Here is a 23,790-nt window from a genome sequence, read left to right as displayed (position 1 = left end):
AAAGCTCAGCTAGCGGATCTCGGGGTTCTTGGGGAGGCTCAACATATTGGCGAAGAGCCGGAATGCTCCGGGCACTCCAAGTGGAAGCTGACGATAAAAAGCATACGCATTGTAGATATACACACCCTTGCCATACCGCGCGTAAACAAGGCCGCCCTTCTGCTCCGGCTGTCCGCTGTCGTGCGTCTCCAGTAGAGGCGTGTACTTGGCATCCCATGACTGCAGAAACTTTGAGCCACGCTCTTCGACCCACCCTTTGAAGTCGTCCTCGGTGATCTTGTTCGGCCAGTTGAAGACCGGGTTCGAAGCATCGAGAATCTTCACCGCAGACGCTTCGTCCGTGACCTCTTCGGGATCGCCGCTCATCACATACGGATACGGTCCGTAGTTGTGGTCGTACTCCGGCGTGTTGTATTGCACGATCACCACGCCGCCATTCTCCACATACTGCATGAGACGCGCGTTGTTCGCGATCAGATCGGGCCGCACGGCATACGCACGCACACCCAGAACGACGGCGTCGTACTTCTTCAGATCGCTGCTTGCGAGGTCCTGCGCCGACAGGTAGCTGACGTGTACGCCGATCTGTTCAAGCGCCGCAGGAACATCGTCGCCGCTGCCTTCAACATAAGCGATCGATTCGCCGGGAGCCATCTTCACATCGGTGCCCACCGTCGTATAACGCGCCGGCGAGTAGAGGAAGTAAGGACGCAGGCCGATGTAGCCGGTCGTCACATAACCCTCCTTGTATTCCTTGCCATCGAGCGATGCCACCGCCGTCACCGTATACTGCTTGCCCTTCTCGACCTTCGGCGTCACCGTAAACGACACCGTCTGGTCCTCTCCGCTCTGCGTAAACTTTACCGGGATCGACTTTGGCTCCGCGCTCCAGCCCGTAGGCAACGCAAGACTCACAGAGGGTGACGCGGCTCCGCTGGTGTTGTTGTGGACGCGCACGCTCACACTGGTCGACTTGCTCTCCAGCGGCACCACACCGGCAGCAGGCGAGAGCGCAACCGACAGCGCCGGACCTACCGGCATCGGATAACGCAGCAGCCCAGGTCCGTTGACCTTACTCACCACCTGCACCACGCTCGCCAGCTGTACCGATGCACCTTCGTAGGTGAGGTCGGCGACTGCCTCCAGCGGATACGGACTGAATGGCTTGTTCTTCGGAGCACCGGGAGCGACCTCGTAGAAGGCATCCTGCAATCCCTCACGCGTGAAATATGGTCGAGTGAACGGCTCGTCCGCAGGCACTCTCACCGAATACACAAGATCGACCGCCTCTTGCCCCTCGAGCTGTGCGGGAACCTTGGCCGCAGTCACGCTCCAGTCCTTGCCCGACGTTCCCTTGATCGCAAGCGTCTTGATCGCAAGCGAGGGCACCGCCGGCTCGTAGAGATGCACCTTCACCGGAAACGCAAGCCCCGGCGTCGCCATCTGGAACGTCGGCTGCGCTCCGCGAAACATCGCCATCATCGGATCGTCTTTTCCTGCGGGCGTTACATCTGCATTCAACGAGAGCTGCAGCGACGCGACGAGCGCATCGTTGAACTGCCGGTCCTTCACATGCAGCTCATGCAGCACGTTGTACTTCGCCTCTGCACCCAGACTGCTCTTCTCCACTTCGGCGATCAACGCCTCGGTCCGCAGCTTGCCCTTTGCGAGATGCGGCGCGATCGCTTCAGGCTTGTCCGCGGAAAACTCCGCCATTGCCTTCTCGATGTAGCCGTTAATCTCGTTCAACCCCGCCGCTAGCGTCGCCGGGGCCTTGCCCTCGGCGAGCTCCGCGATGCTTGTAAGCGATGTATCGATGCCGTCGAAGAATCCGTCTTCTTTCTCCTTCGGCGTAAGACGCGTACCGAAGCGGTGATAGTCGCTATTCATCTGCGCGCCTGCAAGCGGCACGCTCGGGCCGCCGTTCTGCGATCTCTGGAAGCCAAGCCCTTCGCGCGAGATCTGCGAGTAGGTCTGCCCCATCACCGTATCGAACGAGCCCGAAGGGATACTCACGGTCACCGAGGGCTTGCCCTCCTCCCACTTGCCGGTGATGTGGTTCGTCACCCCCACAGGTCCCCACGTGTGATTCGCATAGTCATACATTCCCTTCGCGGACGTGCGAAAGAACGGTGCCCGGCCGTAGGTCTTCATCGGCGACCACGGCAGCAGGCCTTCTTTGATCTGCTCCGGAAACATCTTCGGATCGCCCGCAGCCGTGAACACCTCCTGCGTCATCAAGCCTGCCGTCGCATGTTGACCGTGTCCGTCCGTCGGTCCACCCACAAACACCGAGCAGACGATCAGTGGCCGCACCGTGCGAACCACGCGCACAGCCTGCTCAAGAACGCGATCATGCCCCCATTGGCCGAGCGCTTCCTTGAGCGACTTCGAAAAGCCGTAATCCGCCATCGACGTGAAGTACTGTGCATCCAGCCCGTAGTAGCGCCCCGCCTGCAGCAGCTCTTCGCTGCGAACCAGGCCCAGCGCGTCCCAGAAATCCGGCGACATCACGTTTGCTCCACCTTCGCCGCGGTCCAGTGTCAGCAAACTCACGCGAGCGCCGAGGCCCCGGCTCTCATACGCCAGCATCGCGCCGTCCTCGTCATCAGGATGCGCGACAATCATCAGCACGCTGGCGCGGGTATGCAGCCGCTTCAATGCCTGCCACGTCGCTGCTGCTCCCATGTCCGGCGGAATCGGCCGCGCATCCACGCTGGGCTTCAAGTCTGCCGCCGTCATTTGCGTTGCAAAGAATAGCGTTGGAATAAGCGCAGCGCAGGTCAGACTTCTTAGAAGATTCATGCAGACCTTTCCTGTCAGGTTAGGTGTCGCCCATACATCAGGACACTCAGAAGTAAAACTTCGCCGCCATCTGGATCTGGCGAGCGTTGTTCACCACGCTGCCGATCTTGCCAAAGGTTCCTGGCGTTGCGATGCTTGCCGATGGGTTAGCTAGGTTGGGATGGTTGAAGGCGTTGAAGAACTCAAACCGGAACTCCAGCTTGCGCACTTCCGTGAACTCAAACTGTTTGAAGAAGCTCAGGTCTTCGTTATGACGGCCGGGACCAGCGTAGGCGCGCGGACGGCAGGAGCCGAAGGTTCCGTTCACCGGCTGCGAGAACGCCGTGGGCACAATGTAGCGTCCATTCGACGCCTGTGTCGTGATTGAATTCCGATCGCTCGTCGCTCCCGCGAATGCGTCGCTGTTGCAGTTGGCATACATCGCATGGTTGCCGCCGGTCTGCGTCAAGTCGTTCGCCGTCACGCTGAACGGGTTGCCGGACTCGACCGTGACGATGGCATTCAACTGCCAGCCGCCAATCAGCTTCGATGCGGTCGAGTCGCTATTGAGCACCATGCCGCCTCGTCCAATTGGCAGCCTGTACTGTCCGCTGGCGACAAAGCGATGACGCTGATCGAACGGGGAGTTTGAATACTCGTGTGAGTAGTCATAAGCGTTCTGCGGCGTTGAGCCGGCCGTGAGGTTATCGGCATAGTCGGAGAAGTTGTGGGCATAGGTGTAGCTGAGCTGATATGCCAGTCCGTGGCTCATGGACTTCCGCAGGCTCGTCACCAGCCCGTTATAGTTGGTGTTTCCGTCGTTGGTTGCATACTCCAGAAACGCATGTGTGCCGCCGGAGTTCAGGTTCGCATACGGAAAGTTCACAACCGGAGTCGTCCCGTTGAACCCGGTGATCAGGCCCTGGTTGGCGTTCCTCAGACGGTTCATCTTGTGCCCGAAGTTGCCCACCCACACCGTCTCCAGAACCGTCGTCGGCGTGATCTGGAATTGCGGTCCCACGCTCATCTGCTGCACATAACTGGCGCGCTGGTTCGGGTCCTGCCAGTTCGTCTTCTGGATAGAAAGCGGAGGTGTCGAGTTCGCATAGGCCGCTCCCGGAAAGCCGTTCTGCAGGAAGAAGACCGGCGTGCTGGTCGCGGTCGTACGCGCGTCGTTGACCGCCTTCAGAAACGGCTGGTTCTGGCCAAGCTGCGACTCCGAACCGATACGGTTCACGTACTGATAGAAGACGCCGTAGCCTCCGCGTATCACCATGCGGTCCGTCGCCTGGTAGCTGAAGCCGACCCGCGGCGCAAAGTTGTTCTTGTCCGGATGCACCAGCGAGCGCTGATACCAGTCCCCCGCACTCGCCACCGTAAGCGAGCCGCCATTGGCGGTGTTGAAGTTTGCCAGCGCGTTGGTACGGTTCAGCGTCGGCGAGTACAACTCATACCGCAGGCCGTAGTTCACGGTCAGCTGCTTGCCCAGCCGCCACGTATCCTGCGCGTAGAACGAGTTGCCGAAGATGTAGTTGTGCACCACGATCGCGCTGTTGTACAGCGTCTGGTTCACATTGCCCAACAGGAAGTCCGCGAACCCAAATCCATTCGTATTGGTGAAGATTCCCGAGAAGCCCATGTACCCTTGTGGCGCCGCCAGATCAAGAAAGTTGACCGTGTTGCTGTGGTACTCGTAGCCAACCGTCAGGCTGTGCGTTCCGACCAGCTTGGTGAAGTTGTCCAGAAACTGCCAGACCTGCGCCGCCTGCAATTGAGGGCGGTAGAGGTCTACACCGATGCGACGGAAGCCTCCGGAGATATTCACCGGGGGTAGTCCGGCCGCATACGGCGACGCCGGAACTCCCGTCAGGCCAACGTCGCCCGCCGCAGACTCGCCAAGCGTTACGCCGATCGGATTCGAATGCGCGCTGTCGCGGCTCCATCCAAAGCGAAACTGGTTGACTGCAGTCGACGACAGCACCGTGGTCAGGCCAAACGCCAGCCCCTGGTTGCGTATGTTGTAATCCGTTGCAAAGCCGCCGTTGCCTATGGTGAAGTTCGAGGTCCAGGGCGGATCCTGCCGATGCTGATTGAGGAAACTGTAACGACCGAAGATGGTGTTCTTCTCGCTCACTTTGTTATCAACTCTTACATCAAACGAGTTGTTTTGCTGCGGAAGCTGATACGGAAAGACGTAGTTGTTTGAGCCATCCCAGTTGCCCTTCGCCGACTGGATATTATTAGGATCCGGCAGCAGCGCCGCGATCTTCGCCGCAACCGGGTCGATGCAGCTCGGCTTGACGATCTTGTTGACGATGCAGCCCGACTGGTTTGCCAGCAGGGCCACGGGATTATAGCTCGTGACCTCCGATAGATTGCCGCTCCTCATCGCTGCCGAAGGCACAACCGAGTTCACTGTAGTCTGCTGCGTACTGCGCAGCCCCTGGTAGTCGCTGAAGAAGAAGAGCTTGTCATGCAGGATTGGTCCGCCGACCGTTCCGCCAAACTGGTTCTGACTGAAGTTGCCCTTGGGCAACTTTGGCGTCACATGGTTGTTCGCCCAACTGTTGGCGTCGAAGACGCTGTTACGCGCATACTCCCACGCGCTGCCGTGGAACTGGTTGGTGCCGCTCTTGGTCGAGGCGTTCACAACCGCGCCGGCCGAGGTTCCCCACTCCGTCGAGTAGGTGCGCGTCTGCAGGCGGAACTCCTGGATCGCGTCCGGGGGAGGCTGCACGTTCTGCACCGAACCCTCCTGCAGGTTCGTCGAGCCGGAGTTGTTGTCCACGCCATCCAGCGCAAAGTAATTCTGCGTCTCGAGATTTCCGTTTGAGCTGAATCGGTCAGGAGCGTTGTTCGCAACCGAGGGGTTTTTGAAGATGCCCGGCTCCAGCAGTGCGAGGTCCGCGTAGCGACGTGCATTCAAAGGGAGATCGTTGATCTGCGTCGTCCCGATGACGTTGCCTACATCGGCCGACTGCGTCTGCAACGCGACCGCAGCGGTATTGACCTCGATCGTGTCTGTCGTTCCGGCCCGCATCTCAAAGTCCACCTGCGCGCGCGTTTTGACGTGAACGTCGACGGAAGGATTCTTGCTGCTGCCGAACCCTTTTGCTGACGCTTCGACAGAGTAGGTTCCCGGGATGAGCGCAAGCGCCTGGTACGTGCCGTCCTGGTTAGTTGTGAGCTTCGTTGTTACACCGGTAGCGATATTGCGGATCGTCACCGTGGCGCCAGGCACGACCGCACCGCTTGCATCGCGCAGCGTTCCGGTGATGGATCCGTTATCGAACTGGGCGTATGCAATCCCGCAGGAGAGAAGCACCATCAGTGCCACAACAATCCGCACATACGGAAGAATGCCAAAGATCTTCTTCTCGAAAGAGGGTGGAACAACAGCGACGTGATCAACCATCTGCCTGCCTCCTGAACATTCCGCCTTCCGCATCTTTCGCCCGAAGGGACCGGCGCACCGGGAGATCTGCGCCAAACATGAAAGATATCGGTATCGTTATCGGTAACGTGTAAGAGGAAAACTATTCCTGGAGTGCGCGAGTGTCAAGATTTAATTAAATATTCATCTCGTGCCAGTTAACTTTTCGTACGCCGTTTCGAAGCTGAGGACTTCATCGTCGCCAGATAATGGCGATACTCCTTCGGTCCAGGAAGCCCCTGGGAACCGGGCTGCGAGGCCCGCAGACTGCCGCAGATATTGCCCGCAATCAGGCATCCCGCCCAGTCTGCACCATGCAGAAACGCATGCAGAAAGCCCCCGTCAAACGCATCTCCCGCACCCGTCGCATCGACGATGGCAATCGGCAGGGCAGCTTCGCGATACAGCTTGCCTTCGGCCATCAGCATCGCTCCACGCTTGCCAAGCTTTACCACCGGCACACGAACCCAGTCCTGCAGCTTCTCGATCGCGCGCATCGCATCGCTGGCGCCGGTGATGGCCTTCGCCTCGTGCTCATTGGGAAAGATGAACTCGCAGTGACGCACAATCGAGTGAAGTTGCGCGGGCGAAAGATCCGGGTTCCATCCAAAGTCCGCGGAAACAGTAATGCCGTCCTCGCGAAGCTCCTTCATCACCGGAATCCAGCGCCGCGGATGCCGTAATGCACAGGCAAAGTGAACGTGCCGCGCGCGATGCAGCTTGTCCAGCACAGGCTTATGCGTCAGCAGATCTTCCAGATGCTGGTTGATAGGCTCATGCGTCACCATCATGCGATTTGACTGGTGCGCGATCGAAACCGTCAGTGCCGTCGCCTGGTCGCGCCGGACCTCGCAGGCCGTCGCGTCCAGACCTTCGTTGAGGATCTCATTCCAGGTCGGCAGCACGCTCGCATCCGCTCCCACGCGTGTGATAATCCCCGTCTCGCTGCCCAGCCGGCTAGCCGCAATTGCCGCCGTCGCAAGTCCACCTCCCGGAGCAATCAGAAAGCTGTCCGTCTTTACCTCTTCGCCAAACCGCGGCTGGTTTCTAAGCCCATAAAAGATCATGTCGGAGAAGAACTCTCCGAAGACCACCAGGTCGAACTGTCTCTTGCTGGCCCGCTTTGTCTTTGCCATTCCTAGCTCCTGCCTGTGGTCAAATGATTCAGCTTGCGCGCGTTGACTCGCGCTGCACTACCCGGGGAGAGAGCGTCGCGCTGCGCTGCGAGGTCTCTCCCTTCTCCTCAATTCGCTTCAGCGCCATACGCGCCACCCGGCGCCCAAGTTCTTCTCGCGCAAGGTCTACGCTGGTCAGCGACACCTGCGTCTCGCAGACTTCGATGACATTGCCGCAACCAATCACCTGCAGGGTGCGTGGGATCTCCATCCGGCCAGACAGCGCGGCGTCCCGCGCTCCCGCGGCCAGCAGATCCGTATAAGCCACCACGCCATCCGGCCGCATCTTGCCGGCCTGCAGACGCTTCATCGCTGCAAAGCCGCTGCGATACTCCGCCTCGCTTGACTGTGTTTCGGCGATCCACTCCTGCCGCACCGTGACTCCTGCATTGCGTAGCGCCTCCAGAAATCCAGCGAAGCGCTTGTCAGCGACCGCCGTTCTTGGCCCGCGCAGGTACGCGATGCGTTTACATCGCCGTTCCAGCAGGTGTTCTGCGGCAAGCTGTCCAACCTCCGCTTCGCGCAGCCCAACGCTCAATCCGGCAAAACGCGGAGGAGTTGATCCCGCATAGATCACCGGAACCGTCGTCGTCTTTAAGACCTGCGGCGCGTCGGAGGCGTCGCTCCTCGGGCACACGATGAGTGCGTCCACCTGTCGCGAAAGATGCAGCTCCGCCTCCCGTTCTTCCAACTCCGCGTCGCCATCTACCGAAGAGATCACCAGACTGTAGCTGGCCGGCCGAAAGACCTCGTTCATGCCGCGAACCATCTGCGCGATCGCCGGATCGGCGAGCGTAGGAACCACCATGCCCACGCTGTAGGTCTGCCCCGTCCGCAATCCCCGTGCAGAGATGTTGGGCCGGTAGTTCAGCTCCTTCATGCGCTTCAGAACGCGCGCCTTGGTCTCCGCGCTCACATCCGTCTGTCCGCGCAGAACCTTCGAAATCGTCATCTTGGAGAGGTTCAGGTCATCCGCAATGTCCTGAAGACGAATTGCCATTGTGCCTTACCGATGCCGTCGCTGATACCTCGGGCTCGCGCCTCTCCGGGGGAACTTCCCCAACCAGTGCAGATTGTTGAATTTATAAACGATCGGAGCCGTCACCTCAAACCAAAGACAGCGCCTCAGCTCTCTCTGGGTTTGCACCTGCCCTCTTACTTGGCCTCGAAACATCTTTTCTTCGTTCTCACTGGTTTGCCCTACTCAGGATGACGATGGCTGCGACTAGTATCCCAATCCCTGAAAGCATCCAGCCCATCGCCCTGCGCGGAACACCCTTCCACTCACCCAGCAGCAGACCCACAATGTTCGCTACCAGTAGGCCCGTCGCCAGGCTCAGTGGCCAACCAATCGAGGCTCCGAGCGATCCCAGCTTCGGCGTTGCCAGACCATAGACGAAGATGCTCCCGCCCCACAAGGCCGCCATAAGCAATCCCAATCCATACAGTCGTGCGCCGCCGGGCTGCAGGAACTTCCGCCCACTGACATTTTTCAGGAGAAGGAAGACGCAGAATCCCAGGTTCGAGATCGCACCTCCACCCAGCATCAGCACCCAGATCAGGTTTGTACTCGCAAACTCGCTCAGACCCTGCACCTGGCCAAACCTTGCGATCGGTTGTGCCAGGGCAAATCCGATATTGAAGACAGCCGACAGCAGCCCTGAGCCGATCACCAGTAGAAACGCCGCCGCCAACGGCCTGGCCTCTCCCACCAGGTCTCCTCGTTGATCGCTCTTACCGCCAGCAGCGCGTTCCCGCAGCAGACCAGCCCTCCCACACAAGGCAATTCCGCAGATCTCGACCGCGATGCCGGCAAGCACAACGTGTCCAGCTCTCTCGTGAATCTTGTTCGGCGTCAGCAACAACATCGGAATCAGCGATCCGAATGCTGAGCTGATCGCAAGAACAAACGTATTGGCCAGCGCAATCCCGATCGCACTTACGCTCTGCCCGAACATAATTGCGCCGAAGCCCCACGCAAAACCCGTTCCCACCGCGATCGCTTCAGCGCGCCCCGGCGCCTCCAGCAGCAGAGACCAGCTTCCCGGCGCACTCACTGCCACCACTACAGCCGGCAGAAGAAGACACGCGCCAACGATAAATACGCTCCAGACGTTCTCCCATGACCAGCGCCCGAGGAAGCGCATCGGAAGCGTAAACAGCCCGTTCATCACTCCCGACAGAACCGCCAGCAGCGCTCCTGCAACCAGCACGTCATGCATGCAATTCCTCTATATCTCCCTTGGTGCCGCAGCTGGAATCCTCCAACTGCTCAATCAGAATTTCGCGGGAACCCAGCTACGCCAGTAGACTATACAGCCATACGGCTCACGGCCGACTACCATCTGTCAGACTTCCCCTCAGGAACACCGCCACATGAACTCAATCTTGACGTCTCTGCGATACAAGCTCATCGTCTCCTGCCAGGCCGCACCCGGCGACCCCATGGAAGACACTGAAACGCTGCGTCGCGTCGCCCGGTCCGCCGTCATGGGAGGGGCCAGTGGAATCCGTCTCAACAGCCCTGAAGATGTTCGCGCCGTTCGCTTCGACACCTCGCTGCCCATCATTGCGATTCAGAAGAGCTATGCCGGAGGTGAGCTCCGCATCACGCCCGATTTCGCCTCTGCCCAGGCGCTCGCCGATGCCGGAGCCAGCATCATCGCGCTCGACTGCACCGATAGGGTGCACCCTTATGGAGAGCCCTGGCGCGATATCGTTCGCCGTATTCACGAGGAGCTCGGTCTGCTCGTCATGGCCGATATCGCTACCTTGCGAGACGGCGTGCTTGCGGCCGAGGGCGGAGCGGACATCGTCGCTCCTACCCTTCACGGCTACACCGAAGAGACAAAGGGCACCTTCGGCTTCCATCCCGAGTTGGTCACCGCACTTGCGCGTGAGACCGGCAAACCGATCATCGCCGAAGGCAACGTCTCTACCCCGCAACTCGCCCGCATCGCTCTTGAAGCTGGTGCATGGTGTGTGGTCGTAGGCTCTGCCATCACCCGCCCCGGCAGCATCACCGCTGGTTTCGTCGAGGCCATCAGGTCCTTCGCCGGTCCCGCACCCGCGCCACCTCATCACGTCGTCGGCATCGATATCGGTGGAACGGCCATCAAGTCCGGGATAGTCGGCATGGATGGCACCGTGCGCCTGCCGCAAGAGGTTCCCACCCGCGCCTCGGAGGGCCGCGACAGCATCGCCAGAGGCCTGACGGTCGCACTCCAGAACACACTCGATGCCGCAACACAGGCTGGAGTCGAACTTGCAGGAATCGGCGTTGCCAGCGCAGGCGCAATCGATTCCGGTAACGGCAGCGTCTTTGCGGCAACAGAAAATCTGCCCGGCTGGGTTGGCTTCGACATTCGGCAGCACCTTCGCTCGATCAGCCAACTCCCTGTCTACGTCGAGAATGACGCGCAGTCTGCGGCCCTCGCAGAGCTACGCTTCGGAACCGCCCGTGGCCTCTCGAACTTCGTTGCCCTGACCATCGGCACCGGCATCGGTGGAGGGATCGTCATCGATGGCCGCCTCGTCCGTGGCACTCACGGATTCGCCGGAACCCTCGGGCATCAGACCATCCGTTTCGATGGCAGACCCTGCAACTGCGGTCGCCGCGGTTGTCTTGAAGCCTACGTCTCGACCGCTGCGCTCATCGAAGAGTATCGGCAGCTCGAGCCTTCCGCATCCGCGGATCAACCCGCCGACCTCGTCCGCACCATCGCCGATCGCTCCATCGCTGGCGACTCCAATGCGCGACACGCCTACAGCCAGCTCGCGATGTATCTCGCCGAAGGCGTTGCCAACATCTGCAACCTGCTCGACCCAGAGGCTATCGTCCTCTCCGGCGGTCTCATCAAAGGCCAGCCCGCGTTCCTTCAGGAAGTGCAGCAACACGCCCAGTCCCTCCTGCACTCCGGAGCCAGGCGACCACCTCGCCTCATCCACGCTGCTGCCGGACGCTACGCAGGCGTACAGGGAGCAGCAGCAACCGTCTTCGATCAGCTCACCACTACAAAAAGTTAGAGGGCCGCCAAAGGCCCTCTAGTTTTTCTGCGTCATTCCCTCCGATCCGTCATCCTGAACGCAGTGAAGGATCCCTGTATTCCGCCCGGAGCACCATAGACGCTACAGGCAAATGCAGGGCTCCTTCGCGCCGCTCAAAATAACGACCTCTTAACCCTCTACAACTGAGCGAGGGACTGCTCGGGACTACTTCGAGATTCCCTTCGCCATAAGCGCCTTGATGAAGACTCCTCCCACGACCGACCGCGCCTGGAAGCCTATCCGCTTTCCGCTGATCGTGTCGTACCAGTCCGTCGTCGGCACCCGCGAAGGCGTCTCGTCCGCCCATACGACTAGCCGGTGTATCAGGTCCTGGTACTGTTCCGGAGTGCTCGCCAGGCTCGCCGTCCAGACCTGCCAGTCCAGCTTGGTTATCGTCTTGCGATCGTCCAGCGGCAGACCGTACTTTTCCATATGCTTGCTATAGAAGGCCCACTCGGTCTGCATCACGCGCTTCGGAAACAGGTGCAGCCCAAGCAGATCGTCCCAGACCAGGTTGTACTTTTGGCTCCACGTTCCGGGCTGGTCGAACGCCAGTTTGTAGTGATCGCCGTCGAGCGCCATCTTCTCCCACTGCGCAGGCATCGTCTTTACCGCCGCAGCATACTTATCGGCGAGCTTCGTATCGCCCACACCGCGAGCAATCTCTACAAACGCACCCAAAGCCTCGATTGCTTTGATCGAAAGGTTGGTGTTGTGCGCGAGGTGACCGGCGAAGTCATCGGTACTTAGCTGGTTCTCCGGATCCATACCTTTCTCCTGCAGGTACTCGGCCCACTGGGTCAGCTGCGGCATAAAGCGCTTTGCGAAGTCCCAGTTCCCTTCGCTGCGTTCCATCGCGGCGACCATGATGATCAGGTTTCCACTCTCCTCAACCGGCATCTGGTCTTCTTCGTTCTCTTCGCCTCCACCGTAGACCTGCCCATTGGCCATCGGATACGTTCCAAGATCATGCGGCGCAAAAGGAAACCGCCATCGTGGCAGAGCCGTGTAACGCATCAAGGGCTCCAGCTGTGCCTCCAGCAGCTTGGGATTGAAGAGCAGAAAAAACGGAGACGATGGGTACGTCACATCGACCGTATCAATGCAGCCATTGCTGTCATTCTCCTTCGAGAAGAACATCGGTGTGCCATCGATATCCGCAACAAGCTTGTGGGCTGCGATCGTCTGCCGAAACAGCAGCGACGTCAGGTACTTGTAATCCGCTCCGCCAGCCTTCTCCATCGCGGCCATGGTCTCTTCATCGAACTTTGCTCCCCGAGCCTCGATCTGCGCATACTCCTTCTCGGCGGTTGCGAGCAGCGTACCCTCGCTCATCCCATTGCGCTGCCAGTAGGGCCGCAGCTTCCGCCCGAGATACTCAATCGCGTATGTCTGCGTATACGCAACCTCGACGTGACGCTCGACAGGCGTGCTTCCAACCGTGCCCAGCGACAGCTTTGCCGACAGGTGTGCTGCACCGCCTCGTCGCGCGGGCAGCGGCATCGAAGAGTCATCGGCCTCCGGAAGATCTCCCGACGCCACAAACTTCGGTATCCCATCCTTCGCCATCGAGGTCGCCGCCTTCGCGGCATCCGGAATCGCCAGATGGAAGTAGCCCCAGTCGATGCGTACCCGATCACCCGACTGATGCAGCGCCTGCTGATCCCGCGTGCCTACGTTGAGTACCGTCAGCCCCTCCGCGCGCGTGCGAGCCCATGTGACTGGTTGGCTCGGCTGATCGACTGCAATCAGAGGATCCACATCCAGCAGCAGGTCTGCCTGGTGCTCTTTTCCGTCGACCGATCGCGCGCTCCAGCTCACATACGTCACAGGACGCGACATCACGTCGAGCTCTTTCGGCAGCAGCGGACTGAAGAAGGTCACCACCAGTTCCATACCCGCTGCTCTGAAGTGATACTTCGTATGCAGCGGACTCAGCTCGACCGAGGTCTGCTCCATCGCCTCTACCGCCGGCATGCCGAAGTATCGCGGCATCGACCCCATCCACCGATACGTCTTGCCATCGATCCGCATCAGTCCGACCATCGGCTGGGCCACCTCGGTCCAGTGCTTCACCGGAACATCGGTCAGCTTGTCTCCCATCGACCACAGGCTGAAGAAAGGATCATGTGTGATCAACGGTACTGCCGGTGGGCGGTGTTGTTGCCCGGCAGCAGAAACACACATCGCCGCCAGTGCAGCACAGGCTACTAATCTCATTCGCATCAATTCACATCCTCGGCAAAGATAAGGTTGGTCTACCAGGCAGTATGCCGCACCGGCAGTGGATCGGTCGTCTCAATCATGCGCCCCACAAGGGTATGCATCATCATCTCCTGGGCGTCCCGTGCATGCGGATCACCCCACAGGTTGTTGAACTCTCCCGGATCCTTCTCCATATCATAAAGCTCACCTGTTCTCGGCTTGTCGCAGTAGTTCAGCTTCCAGTTCTTCGTTCGAACGCTCGTCAGCATCGGAGGAATCTCATACGTCGCATTCGCGTCGAAGTACTCCATGTACACAGAGTCGCGATGCTCCGTCGTCGGTCCCGTCAACAAGGGCATCAGCGACCGTCCCTGTACTCCCGCTGAGACCGGAATCCCGGCAGCCTCCAGCAGCGTCGGCGCCAGGTCCACCAGCTCGACCAGCGCATCCACCTTCAGCCCCTTCTTAAATCTTCCCGGCCATCGAATCATCAGCGGCACACGCGACAGACAATCGTAAAAATACGGACCCTTCAGGTACATTCCATGGTCACCCAGCATCTCTCCGTGGTCGCTCATGAAGATCACGATGGTGTTGTCTGCCTGTCCGCTCTCTTCAAGAGCCAGCATCATGTGTCCCATCTCTGTGTCGACTTGCTCGATCATCGCGTAGTACGCCGCAATCACCTCCTGGTGAACCTCAGGCGAGGTCTTCGCAAACGAGATGTCCTTCCCTCCATACGCGCCGTTATGGTCGACCGTCTGGAAGATCGGCTTGTTCTTCAGCTCCCCTTCGCGATAAGCGGGCTTCGGCATCTTCTTCGGGTCATAGTGGCTCAGATACTCCTCCGTCGGGAAGAACGGATGATGCGGCTGAAAGATGTTCACCGACATCAGCCACGGATTGAACTCCTTCTGCTGGCGCATAAACTGGATCGCCATATCCGCGCACCACGCCGTCTGCGAGTACTTCGGATCGATCGGCATCCCCCAAACTGGCCCGCCCGGAGCCTTCGGAATCTTTACACCCTGCCGGTCCAGCCACACGTACCACTCGTTCTTCAGCGGCCAGTTGTCGCTGATGTCGTGGCTCCACTTGAAGACTTCATAACCATCATCGATGCGCTCTTCCACTCTTCCACCCAGGCAGGGTGAAAGATGCAGCTTGCCCGCCAGGCCGCACGTGTATTCGTAATCCGCAAGCGTTCTCGTAACCAGCCGTTCCGTGGGACGGATCCTCTGCCCGTTCGCGCGCAGCGCTGTCACGTGCGGATAACGCCCCGTCAGAAAGCTCGCTCGCGAAGGCGAGCAGATCGGCGTCTGGCAGAACGCATTCGTAAAGGTCACCGACTCCGCCATGAACTTCTCAAGGTTCGGCGTCTTGATGACGGAGTTGCTCAATCCCGAGATCGTGTCGAACCGCTGCTGGTCTGTACAAACCCACAGAATGTTAGGCATGCGCTCGCCGTTCTTCTTCCGCGGGGCAGCCGGAAAACTCTCGTGCGGAGCCGGCTTCTCCCCTCCTGCCCGGCTCTCAACCTCCTGCGCCATCGCGCTTCCCGCTGAAATTGCTCCCGCAGAGAGCAGTGCTCCCTTAATCACATCGCGGCGATTCATCCCCATGGCTCTCCTCTGACCCAAACATCGAGCTCAACACACCTGCGTTAGAAACGCACTCCACTCGCCCGTGCCAAAGGCGCAGCCCGCCCAACCACGACACCACAGCTCCATAGCCGTTTTCAGCCACGGCAAAGTGTCATCCTCAGCGAAGCGACAAAGCCGCGCAGTCGAAGGATCTGCGGTTCGCACATACAGCTGGGCACGATTCGCTTCAGCGCAGGTATCGGCAACAAACCCAACGATGCTAAGGAATTACAGCAACGGCGGTCAAACCTCCACCCCGCAGGTGACCACCCGGCCCATCCCTTCAACTCACGCTCTGGGTAGCCCTCCCGGATGCGTGCATCCTGTCATGACGCCTTCTCAGCACGTACCCTGTGCCTTGAAGAACACACGTAGCAGAGATGCACAGAGCCACCGTGACCACGAAGCCTGTCTTCTGCTTCTCCATCACCTGATAACCCACCGCATGAGCGGCTGATAGTGCAAAGCAGACGTAGTTCGTCCGCTGCAGCTGCTTCCAGCCCGGAGTTCCCAGCCGCCGCAGCGACCAGTCGTTCGAAGTCACAAACAGCAGAAGCAGGATCAGGACACCGATTAGCCCTGTGAAATTGTTGAAGCCGAAGAGATCGTGCCGCAGCCCGTGCGGCCCCCTCGCATGGCTGTCATACACGTAGTAGAGCCACGGCCTTCCTCGCAGATGGACATTCTGCCCCACTACGACATGGAGGACGGTTAGACTCCCCGCCCATATCCCCACATCGCGACGCCAGTCATCGGATACCAGCACCCGCCGACCCATCATCAGGTTCCAGGGTCCGATTAGAAGCGTCAGCGACAGCAGCAGCAGCGCCGGATAAGCCGTTGCGAAGCTGGCCCTCGTCAGAACGTCTTTATAGGGCCTCGTGACGTACAGCACCGCCACGCTCATGACGGATGCAAGGAATAAGTGAAGATGATGCGTAACGATGCGGTTACGTGTTCGCCGTGTCCACCCACTCATCGAAGCCAGCCCGTCCGTCCTCGCCCTTCGTCATAACCGATCTAGGAATCTGAGTGAACCGTCGTCACTGGTACTGCAGCTCATGCGGCGCAGGATACGTCAGCGTGCCGTCCTTCTTCTCGTACCACATAAACAGCTTCTGATCTCCATTTACCCGCACGGCCACGATAATCCCGGTTCCAAACGTTCCCGACCCATCCGTCTTTGAGATGTCGACATGATGCGACTTGATCGGTCCCACCGGACTCGCCGTCGTCCAGTCCTCCGTAAATCGCTTGAGGGTATAGTCGTACTTCTGCGGATGCTGCTTCCAATCAGGATCGTTCATCCACAGCGCATAGGCCTTGTCATAATCCTTGGCCTCCAGCGCATTGAAAAACTTGTCGACCTTGTGCTCCGCCGGAAGATTCGTATAGAACCAGCCGTGCCCCATCAGGTACCCCAGCACGCCGATCGCTGCAGCCAGTAAAACCAGTGCAATCCCACCGTAGATCAGTACCGCTCTCCTTCGTTCACGGCCCGCATCGAACGTCGGCGCATTCAGCAGAGTCATCCGTCCCCCTTACTTCTTCACTCGCCTATATTAGACGTCCGCGCAGGGTCGAAATGTTCCCGCCTCCATTCACTTTGGATCTTTGCTCTCTGTTCTCGCGGCCTCCTGCCATTACGCGCTCATCGCCGAACCCATCTTCGCCACCGGCTGAGCCGTCAAAGGCTCCAGCGGCAGAATCCGCAACGAATCCAGCAGCGCCGGCTGGTGCCTTCCCACAAAGGCATTCCGCTGCGTCAGCAGAATCTCAAGAAACTCCTGTTTCCGCACCTTCAGCTTGTCGATCGTCCAGTTCGTCGCACCTTCTGGAAGCTGTTCCGCCTCCGCATCAGCGCTTCGAGCCGCCGCCAGTAGCTGATCCATCACCTCAAACAAAACGGCATTACTCGCCTGCATGATCGAGCGGACTGTCTGCTTGTGCTCCTCCATCCCCTCAAGCCCCGGGGTCATCTTCTCCATAATCGCAATCTCGTTCGCAACCCAGTTCAGCTGCGGCGAGAGCGCCTCAAATCCATGGATCCATCCCCACACATCCACCAGGCTCGCCGGCGACCGGTACAGCGCATTCACCCTCGGCTCCAAAAAGTCGTACTCCGGCTTGCACACATCTCCCTTCAGCCTTCCCGCCTTCTCCAGCTCATCCTTGATTGGCGTGCCATCGTAGGGCAGCATCCGGCAGAACACCGCCGCCGCACATCCATCCGCCAGAATCGTTCGCAGGAAATTCAGGTTCTGCTGTACCGAATCCAGCGTGCTTCCCGGATCGAACATCATGAATCCGAACTCGAACAGCAATCCCGCCTGTTCTCCCTGTCCCTCCTTGTCAAGGCGCCTCGTCCCCTCTCGTCACTTTTCGCCGTCCGGACTCAGCATCCCCGTGCGAACTCGCCCGGGACGCACTATGCTGGATCGCATGGCCCTCCCCGCCACAGCTCCCTTAGTCTCCAGGCTGCCCGCACGCCTCTGGATCGACACCCAGGCCTGGGCCATTCGCCGTCTCCACTTCCTGCACCGCTCTCGTGTCGCCCATCACCTCGAGACGGGCTCGCTCGGAGAGCGCGAGGCTCTCTTCCATCTGCGCCGCAACGGCTACATCGTCGTAGCTCGGCGTTGGAAGTCGGCAAAGGTGCCCGGCGACCTCGACCTCATCGCCTGGCACGGCTCTGTGCTCTGCTTCATCGAAGTCAAAACCCGCAGCCGCCGCGACGCCTTCGCTGCCGAGCTCGCAGTCGACTCCCACAAGCAGACGATCCTCCGCCGTCTCGCCCGCGTCTACCTCCATCGCCTTCCCCCGCCGGTTCGTCCCTCCTCAGCGCGCTTCGATGTCGTCTCCGTCTATCTCGCCTCCGACTCCGGCCGTCAACCTTCCACTCACCCCGACTTCGAACTCAATCAGGGAGCATTTGGATGGGAATAACCTACACACAGCCGACTGCGATCCACCTCCTCGACCCTGAGGAGCTGAGCCAGCGCCTCGCAGCTACCATTCGCTCCGCCGTCCCCTGGCTCGTCACTCTATCGAACGAAGACGCCGCCCGCCCCGAGCGCGAAGGAAAGTGGTCCGCCAAACAGGTCATCGGCCACCTCACCGACTCTGCCGTCAACAATCTCAGTCGCATCGTTCGCCTTGAGATCGCCTCCGAACGCATGCCGGGATACGCCCAGGAGGCATGGGTCAGACTGCAGCACTATCGCAGCCGCGAGTGGTCTGAAGTTCTCGGCCTCTGGTTCGCGCTCAACGAGCATCTGGTCTGGGTCATTCGCCACATCGACCGCGACAGTCTCGCGAACCAGGGCTCGGTCGCCGATTACACCGTCACCCTCGGCTTCCTCATCGAGGACTACATCGCCCATATGCAACACCACCTTCGCAACCTTCACTCCTGGGTTCACCCGGGAGAGTCCGTCCTCAGCGACCCGCCACCCAATCCACTGAAGTGATCCAGCAAAACACTAGCAACTCTCGCGTGCCTCCCGTGGAGCTCCTTCGTACACTCGACTCCACGCTCTCCGCAGTTGTCTCGCCGAACCGAACCCCGCCTTCTCCGCCACCTGCTCCATATCCATCTCGGTCTGGCTCAGCAGCTGGCGCGCCAGCGCCACGCGCAGATGATTTCTGTACTCCGTCACACTCATCCCCGCATACTCCTGGAACAATCGGGTAAGGTGACGGCTGCTCGCTCCTGCCACCCTCGCCAGTTCGCCCAGCTGCCATTGGTCCGCGGGGTTCTTTGTAATCACATCCTGCACCTTGTGTACCGCGGGATGCACATGGTTCCTCCCCTCCAGCCATGGTGAGATCTGTGGCTCCGCGCCGCTCCTCCGCAGATACACCACCAGATATCGCGCAATCGCCGCTGCCACCTGGTGGCCCACACGCTGACTCATGATGTGCAGCATCAGGTCGATCCCCGCCGTCACTCCCGCACTCGTCAAGCGGTTCCGGTCCTCCACAAACAACCGGTTCTCCACCACCCTCGCTCGCGGAGCCATCCTCGCCAGATCTTCGCAATCGAGATAATGCGTCGTGCACAGATAGTCGTCCAGCAATCCCGCCCGAGCCGCCAGCAACGCTCCCGCGCAGATCGAAACAACCGTATGCTCCGGCCGTACCACCCTCTTCAGCCAGGCCACGATCTCTGCGTCGCCCCGTATATCCCTTCGCGGCGCAGGCCATCCCTCGGGAGTCATCACATGCTCGACATCACCAAACAACACCACCATGGCATGGTCTGGCAGCTCCGCCGGCAGCCCTTCGATTCCTGTCAGCGCAATTCCGACCGATGTCATCACCGAGCTCAACGGCCCCACGTACCGAACCTCAAAGCGCACCGCTTCCTGGTAGAGATTCGCCAGCCGCAGCACCTCCATCGGTCCCGCCACATCCAGTAGAAGCGTCGGCTGCGTCAGTGCCGCAAAGACCTGCACCACCTCCCGCTCCTTCGCGCTCCCCTGTTCCTCAGTTCGTGTCGGCATCACAAGACTCCCTACGCCGCAACGGCCTGCTCCTCTGCCCGCGCCAGCGCCTCCTCCACCGTTACAACCGTCGCAAAGCGTCCATCGAGCACCAGCTCCGTCCTGGCTTTAATCTCATCGGCAGACCACACCCTGCCCTTCCTGTCCGTCATCTCCCACGTCAGCGTCGCCTCGGTGACATAATCCACCTCGTACCCCAGGTCCGACGCGTGCCGTGTCGTCGTCTCACAGCACTGCTCGGAACGTATGCCGCAGATGATCACTCTCCCGATCCCTCGCTGCACCAGCCACACATCCAGTCCGGAACCCACCAGCGCGCTGTGGCTCCGCTTCTCGAACTGCACATCTGCTTCGACCTTTACACCCTCCATCGTTCTCACATGCCCCGATGCTGCAGAGAAGACTCCCGTCGGTTCTACGTGAAAGATCTGCACCACCGGAACTCCCCGCTCTCTGGCTCCGTCAATCAGCGTCTGCACACGCTCCGCAAATCGCGACACCCCGGCTTCCTTCCAGTAGGGCCGGTGCCGGAACGACTCCTGAACATCCACCACCACCAGCGCTGTCTGTGTCTTGCTCATCAATAGCTCCTTTCCGGCCATTCCCTCACGCCGGTACGAACATCATCCTAGGCGCTTAAGCAAACACATAAAAGCACCATACGAGACGAAGACCGGACAGAAAAGGACATCTGATTATCCGCAGTCAAACCTCACGGACGTCGCACGCTCTGATACTCCAGAGAGCCACCTACTTTCATTTATGAAACTAAAATAATAAATAGTTAATATCCTAGACAGCGTTACGCCTAAATGACAGAATACTGTCATGGAAGAGCAGCAGCCCCTCAGCTTGCGTGACCGGCAGACAGCTGCGACCCGCGAGCAGATCCTGACCGTCGCCATGCAGCAGCTCGGCGAGGGACCCCGCGGAACCTTCTCGCATGAAAGCATCGCCGAGGCCGCGGGCATGGGAGCGCGCACCGTCTATCGCTACTTCCCCGACCGCGCCAGCCTCCTCCAGGCGCTCTGGCTCCGTCTGCGCGAGGCCACCAAGACCCGCTTCCCCGACTCCGAGGACGAGATCCTTACCATGACTCGCACTGTCTTTAGGGAGTTCGAGGCCAATCAACTCCTCGTCCGCGCCGTCATCACCTCTCCCGCCGGAACTGAAGTTCGCGAGCGCGGAGGCGCCGAAGGCCGCGCCGCATTTGCAAAGAGCCTGGCCAATGCACTCGAAGGCCTGTCGGAGAAGGAGCAAGCCCGCCTCGTCGCTGTCTTCGTATCCATCTACAGCGCTCCCTTCTGGCAGCTGCTGCGTGATCGCGGTCTGCTCTCCGGAACCGAGGCGGAAGAAGCCGTCGCCTGGACCCTCGAGACCCTCATCAAGGCAGCTAAAGAGATTCCTAGAACAGAGCAACACACAACACAAGAGAAAGTGAACCACCATGAATAAATCCGAGAAGATAGAACTCCTGGGCGTCGAGATGGAATGGATGCTCACCGATGCCGAAACCAACAACCAGTACTGCGTCCTCGTTGCCACCGTTCCTCCGGGCGTGATGATCCCACCCCATCGTCACCCCGACCAGGAGGCATTCTTTGTCCTCGAAGGCGCCCCGGAGTTCGCGATCGAGTCCCCATCTGGCCTCGACTGGTGCTTTGCCGTTCCCGGCGAGATGGTCAACATCCCGTCGATGAAGCTGCACGGCTTCCGCAATCCAACCACCTCTGACGTCCGCGTCCTCATCACCTGCACCCCCAACCTCGGGCGCTTCTTCGCGGATGCTGGACTTCCCTTCGACCGTGAGAGCCCCTACCGCCACAAGATCCCTTCGCCCGAGCAGATCCGACGGGTCGTGGAGATCAGCGCCCGGTACGGCCACCTCTACTCCGACGAGCAACCCGGAACCTGCAAGCGCGGAGCCGGCCAGTTCGCCGTCGAAAAGCTGCTGGCTTACCCCGGCACGTCGAACATCAACAAGGCGTATCTCTTCTAGTCGCAAATAGGTGCCGATCAGTTTGCTGCGGCTTTCTATAATAGAAGTAGGACAAACCAACGAGGCAGACCCCGCCATCCGGCCAGGTCTGCCTCGTTTTGTTAGCCAGAAGCTCTCCCGTAGGTCACCGGAACACGAAGTCCTCGACTAACATCTTTTGTTGGAAGACTTTGCGCAAAAGGTACGGGGAGTGGGTCTCTTAAATGGTCCATCCCGGGGAGGACCCGGGATGGAACCAGAACGGCAATCGTACGGCGAATCTACTTGGAATGGCCCGTATAGCTGATACGCCAGATCGAGTTCGACCCGTCGTCGGTCACCAGCAGCGAACCGTCCGTCGCCGTCGTAACCCCCACAGGACGACCCCAGACGTCTCCGCTCGGAAGAACGAAGCCGGTCATGAAGTCCTCGTACCCGCCGGTCGCGTGACCCGTCTGGTGCAGCGGAACCCGGATCACCTCGTACCCGACCCGGGCCGAGCGGTTCCACGATCCATGCTCGGCGGCGAAGATGTCGCCCGCATACTCTGACGGAAACTGCTTGCCGCTATAGAACGTGAATCCCAGCGAAGCGTTATGCGGGTTCAGCAGAACGTCCGGAACAATTGCCTTCTCCTTCAGCTCCGGATGCTTGCCCTCATGCCGCGGATCCTGATGGTCGCCCATGTACCACCACGGCCAGCCATAGAAGCCGCCCGGCTTCACGCTGGTGATGTAGTCCGGGACCAGGTTGTCGCCCAGTGCATCGCGCTCATTCACGGAGCACCACAACTGACCCGTCTTCGGATTCACCTCTTCGCCCACGCAGTTGCGGATCCCGTAGGCATACACCTTCATCCCGCTGCCATCCGGATTGAACTCCAGAACGTCGGCCCGGTTCTTCTCCTCCGGATGAGTATCCGGATCGTCGACGTTCGAACCCGAACCGACCGAGACGAACATCTTCTTGCCATCCAGCGAGAACCTGACATCGCGCGTCGTGTGACCGCGGCCGCCGGGAATATCGGCGATGTGCTGCGGTTCTGCACTCGCCTTCAGGTCGCCGTTCTTGTAAGGAAAGCGAACGACCGAGTCGAGATTACCGATATAAACCCACTGCGGATTCGGTCCCTGAGGATAGAACGCGATTCCGAACGGCTTGTTCAATCCGGTCGCGAACACGCTCGTCAACTCCGGCTTTCCATCAGGCGTAATGCCACGAAAGACGCGAACCTGTCCCTTCGCGGTCTCGGCCACAAAGTAATCGCCGTTCGGTGCCGTGCGAATCATGCGCGGATTCTCAAGCCCTTCCGCATATTGCTCCACCTTGAAGCCCGGCAGAACCTTCGGCCAGACACCCTCTGGCCGCGGAACCAGGTGCGCCGAATTTCCTGCCGACTCCGTCGCGTACGGCTTCGGAAGATCGGCCACGGTGATCTTGCGAACCTTGCCCGGCTCCTCGTATCGGAAGTCTGTAAATGGAGGCGTCGGTGCAGGAGCATCGAACTTTGCAGTGCTTTCGCCCTCGCTCTTCGCTACAGGAGTCAGAGCCTTGGCATCCGGCCCTCCCAGGTACTTGAGATAGCTCACCACCTGCCAGCGCTGCTCCTCGGGAAGCGAAGCCCAGGACGGCATGCCATTGGGCAGATCGCCCTTCGTGATGTACCAGAACACCTCGCCCGGCTTGGCCGACTGCGTCGGTCCGCTGGCCAGGGCCGGAACATTCCCCGCCCCCTTTGCCGTGGGTCCATGGCAGGCGGCGCATCTCTGCTGGTAGGTGGTTCCACCAGCCTCAACATCCGCATGCGTGGCATGTGGATTCTGGGCTGCAGCCGACGAGGCAGGAGCGTTATGGAAGTTCGCATCCTGAGCTGACAACGAGGTCGCCGCCCAGAAGACAGCGAGCGCTACTGCGGAGATGGATTTTCGTGAGTTCAAAGCTACCCTCTTTAGCTGAAGAATCTGTAAAGCTGCCCGACCTGGAGAACCGATCGAAACCTGTCTTAATGTCAGACCATTAA

At 59.8% G+C, this 23,790-nt stretch carries 18 protein-coding genes; 5 read left to right on the top strand and 13 right to left on the bottom strand.

Annotated elements, in window-relative coordinates:
- Nucleotides 1-9: 9 nt before the first annotated feature.
- The 5 genes from JAO29_RS16065 to JAO29_RS16045 all read right to left on the bottom strand — a co-directional run bounded on the left by JAO29_RS16065 (nucleotide 10) and on the right by JAO29_RS16045 (nucleotide 9,614).
- On the bottom strand, nucleotides 10-2,805 hold the full coding sequence (locus JAO29_RS16065) for a PIG-L family deacetylase (RefSeq protein WP_334269265.1): 2,796 nt from the start codon (nucleotides 2,803-2,805) through the stop codon (nucleotides 10-12).
- A gap of 46 nt (nucleotides 2,806-2,851) precedes the next feature.
- The gene (locus JAO29_RS16060; RefSeq protein WP_334269264.1) at nucleotides 2,852-6,199 is read right to left on the bottom strand and encodes a TonB-dependent receptor domain-containing protein; all 3,348 of its coding nucleotides are present in this window, start codon (nucleotides 6,197-6,199) and stop codon (nucleotides 2,852-2,854) included.
- 176 nt (nucleotides 6,200-6,375) lie between these two features.
- The gene (locus JAO29_RS16055; protein WP_334269263.1) at nucleotides 6,376-7,353 is read right to left on the bottom strand and encodes a carbohydrate kinase family protein; all 978 of its coding nucleotides are present in this window, start codon (nucleotides 7,351-7,353) and stop codon (nucleotides 6,376-6,378) included.
- A gap of 28 nt (nucleotides 7,354-7,381) precedes the next feature.
- Nucleotides 7,382-8,392, bottom strand: a complete 1,011-nt coding sequence (locus JAO29_RS16050; protein WP_334269262.1) for a LacI family DNA-binding transcriptional regulator — start codon at nucleotides 8,390-8,392, stop codon at nucleotides 7,382-7,384.
- A gap of 187 nt (nucleotides 8,393-8,579) precedes the next feature.
- The gene (locus JAO29_RS16045) at nucleotides 8,580-9,614 is read right to left on the bottom strand and encodes an L-rhamnose/proton symporter RhaT (protein ID WP_334269261.1); all 1,035 of its coding nucleotides are present in this window, start codon (nucleotides 9,612-9,614) and stop codon (nucleotides 8,580-8,582) included.
- Between the two features lie 154 nt (nucleotides 9,615-9,768).
- On the opposite strand from JAO29_RS16045, the gene JAO29_RS16040 reads away from it, so the two are divergent.
- Nucleotides 9,769-11,418 (top strand): putative N-acetylmannosamine-6-phosphate 2-epimerase, encoded by a 1,650-nt coding sequence (locus JAO29_RS16040; RefSeq protein WP_334269260.1) that lies wholly within the window; start codon nucleotides 9,769-9,771, stop codon nucleotides 11,416-11,418.
- Between the two features lie 186 nt (nucleotides 11,419-11,604).
- Here JAO29_RS16040 and JAO29_RS16035 read toward each other — a convergent pair whose 3' ends face one another.
- From JAO29_RS16035 to JAO29_RS16015, 5 genes are all read right to left on the bottom strand, one after another.
- Nucleotides 11,605-13,659: a glutaminase family protein gene (locus JAO29_RS16035; protein ID WP_334269259.1), complete on the bottom strand. Its 2,055-nt coding sequence runs from the start codon at nucleotides 13,657-13,659 to the stop codon at nucleotides 11,605-11,607.
- A 38-nt stretch (nucleotides 13,660-13,697) separates the two neighbouring features.
- Nucleotides 13,698-15,260: a sulfatase family protein gene (locus tag JAO29_RS16030; protein WP_334269258.1), complete on the bottom strand. Its 1,563-nt coding sequence runs from the start codon at nucleotides 15,258-15,260 to the stop codon at nucleotides 13,698-13,700.
- A gap of 310 nt (nucleotides 15,261-15,570) precedes the next feature.
- Nucleotides 15,571-16,194: a ferric reductase-like transmembrane domain-containing protein gene (locus tag JAO29_RS16025; RefSeq protein ID WP_334269257.1), complete on the bottom strand. Its 624-nt coding sequence runs from the start codon at nucleotides 16,192-16,194 to the stop codon at nucleotides 15,571-15,573.
- Nucleotides 16,195-16,330: 136 nt separating this feature from the next.
- Entirely contained in the window at nucleotides 16,331-16,819 is a 489-nt protein-coding gene (locus JAO29_RS16020) for a hypothetical protein (RefSeq protein ID WP_334269256.1), read from the bottom strand.
- Between the two features lie 111 nt (nucleotides 16,820-16,930).
- On the bottom strand, nucleotides 16,931-17,611 hold the full coding sequence (locus JAO29_RS16015) for a hypothetical protein (RefSeq protein ID WP_334269255.1): 681 nt from the start codon (nucleotides 17,609-17,611) through the stop codon (nucleotides 16,931-16,933).
- A 106-nt stretch (nucleotides 17,612-17,717) separates the two neighbouring features.
- Here JAO29_RS16015 and JAO29_RS16010 point away from each other — a divergent pair, with 106 nt between their 5' ends.
- Together JAO29_RS16010 and JAO29_RS16005 are read left to right on the top strand one after the other, a co-directional pair.
- The gene (locus JAO29_RS16010) at nucleotides 17,718-18,233 is read left to right on the top strand and encodes a YraN family protein (RefSeq protein WP_334269254.1); all 516 of its coding nucleotides are present in this window, start codon (nucleotides 17,718-17,720) and stop codon (nucleotides 18,231-18,233) included.
- Complete coding sequence (locus tag JAO29_RS16005) at nucleotides 18,224-18,757, top strand: DinB family protein (RefSeq protein WP_334269253.1); 534 nt, start codon at nucleotides 18,224-18,226, stop codon at nucleotides 18,755-18,757. The genes JAO29_RS16010 and JAO29_RS16005 overlap by 10 nt, the downstream gene beginning before the upstream one ends.
- A 12-nt stretch (nucleotides 18,758-18,769) precedes the next feature.
- Here the strand turns inward: JAO29_RS16005 and JAO29_RS16000 are convergent, their stop codons facing one another.
- Both JAO29_RS16000 and JAO29_RS15995 read right to left on the bottom strand, forming a co-directional pair.
- Nucleotides 18,770-19,792 (bottom strand): GlxA family transcriptional regulator, encoded by a 1,023-nt coding sequence (locus JAO29_RS16000; RefSeq protein ID WP_334269252.1) that lies wholly within the window; start codon nucleotides 19,790-19,792, stop codon nucleotides 18,770-18,772.
- Nucleotides 19,793-19,803: 11 nt separating this feature from the next.
- Entirely contained in the window at nucleotides 19,804-20,373 is a 570-nt protein-coding gene (locus JAO29_RS15995) for an isochorismatase family protein (RefSeq protein ID WP_334269251.1), read from the bottom strand.
- Nucleotides 20,374-20,620: 247 nt separating this feature from the next.
- Here JAO29_RS15995 and JAO29_RS15990 point away from each other — a divergent pair, with 247 nt between their 5' ends.
- Together JAO29_RS15990 and JAO29_RS15985 are read left to right on the top strand one after the other, a co-directional pair.
- Nucleotides 20,621-21,247 (top strand): TetR/AcrR family transcriptional regulator, encoded by a 627-nt coding sequence (locus tag JAO29_RS15990; protein WP_334269250.1) that lies wholly within the window; start codon nucleotides 20,621-20,623, stop codon nucleotides 21,245-21,247.
- Nucleotides 21,240-21,791: a cupin domain-containing protein gene (locus tag JAO29_RS15985; protein WP_334269249.1), complete on the top strand. Its 552-nt coding sequence runs from the start codon at nucleotides 21,240-21,242 to the stop codon at nucleotides 21,789-21,791. Before JAO29_RS15990 ends, JAO29_RS15985 begins: the two co-directional genes overlap by 8 nt.
- Before the next feature lie 260 nt (nucleotides 21,792-22,051).
- Here JAO29_RS15985 and JAO29_RS15980 read toward each other — a convergent pair whose 3' ends face one another.
- Nucleotides 22,052-23,707, bottom strand: a complete 1,656-nt coding sequence (locus JAO29_RS15980) for a PQQ-dependent sugar dehydrogenase (protein ID WP_334269248.1) — start codon at nucleotides 23,705-23,707, stop codon at nucleotides 22,052-22,054.
- Nucleotides 23,708-23,790 lie beyond the last annotated feature (83 nt).

The organism is Edaphobacter sp. HDX4 (genome assembly GCF_036877565.1).
GTDB lineage: Bacteria > Acidobacteriota > Terriglobia > Terriglobales > Acidobacteriaceae > Edaphobacter.
The sequence above is the reverse complement of the archived record's forward strand: the minus strand, read 5'-3'. Positions and strand labels throughout refer to the sequence as shown.

Coding starts and splice junctions, on each gene's coding strand:
- JAO29_RS16065 (WP_334269265.1), bottom strand. CDS start 2,805: ATGAATCTTCTAAGAAGTCTGACCTGCGCTGCGCTTATTCCAACGCTA.
- JAO29_RS16060 (WP_334269264.1), bottom strand. CDS start 6,199: ATGGTTGATCACGTCGCTGTTGTTCCACCCTCTTTCGAGAAGAAGATC.
- JAO29_RS16055 (WP_334269263.1), bottom strand. CDS start 7,353: ATGGCAAAGACAAAGCGGGCCAGCAAGAGACAGTTCGACCTGGTGGTC.
- JAO29_RS16050 (WP_334269262.1), bottom strand. CDS start 8,392: ATGGCAATTCGTCTTCAGGACATTGCGGATGACCTGAACCTCTCCAAG.
- JAO29_RS16045 (WP_334269261.1), bottom strand. CDS start 9,614: ATGCATGACGTGCTGGTTGCAGGAGCGCTGCTGGCGGTTCTGTCGGGA.
- JAO29_RS16040 (WP_334269260.1), top strand. CDS start 9,769: ATGAACTCAATCTTGACGTCTCTGCGATACAAGCTCATCGTCTCCTGC.
- JAO29_RS16035 (WP_334269259.1), bottom strand. CDS start 13,659: ATGAGATTAGTAGCCTGTGCTGCACTGGCGGCGATGTGTGTTTCTGCT.
- JAO29_RS16030 (WP_334269258.1), bottom strand. CDS start 15,260: ATGAATCGCCGCGATGTGATTAAGGGAGCACTGCTCTCTGCGGGAGCA.
- JAO29_RS16025 (WP_334269257.1), bottom strand. CDS start 16,194: ATGAGCGTGGCGGTGCTGTACGTCACGAGGCCCTATAAAGACGTTCTG.
- JAO29_RS16020 (WP_334269256.1), bottom strand. CDS start 16,819: ATGACTCTGCTGAATGCGCCGACGTTCGATGCGGGCCGTGAACGAAGG.
- JAO29_RS16010 (WP_334269254.1), top strand. CDS start 17,718: ATGCTGGATCGCATGGCCCTCCCCGCCACAGCTCCCTTAGTCTCCAGG.
- JAO29_RS16005 (WP_334269253.1), top strand. CDS start 18,224: ATGGGAATAACCTACACACAGCCGACTGCGATCCACCTCCTCGACCCT.
- JAO29_RS16000 (WP_334269252.1), bottom strand. CDS start 19,792: ATGCCGACACGAACTGAGGAACAGGGGAGCGCGAAGGAGCGGGAGGTG.
- JAO29_RS15995 (WP_334269251.1), bottom strand. CDS start 20,373: ATGAGCAAGACACAGACAGCGCTGGTGGTGGTGGATGTTCAGGAGTCG.
- JAO29_RS15990 (WP_334269250.1), top strand. CDS start 20,621: ATGGAAGAGCAGCAGCCCCTCAGCTTGCGTGACCGGCAGACAGCTGCG.
- JAO29_RS15985 (WP_334269249.1), top strand. CDS start 21,240: ATGAATAAATCCGAGAAGATAGAACTCCTGGGCGTCGAGATGGAATGG.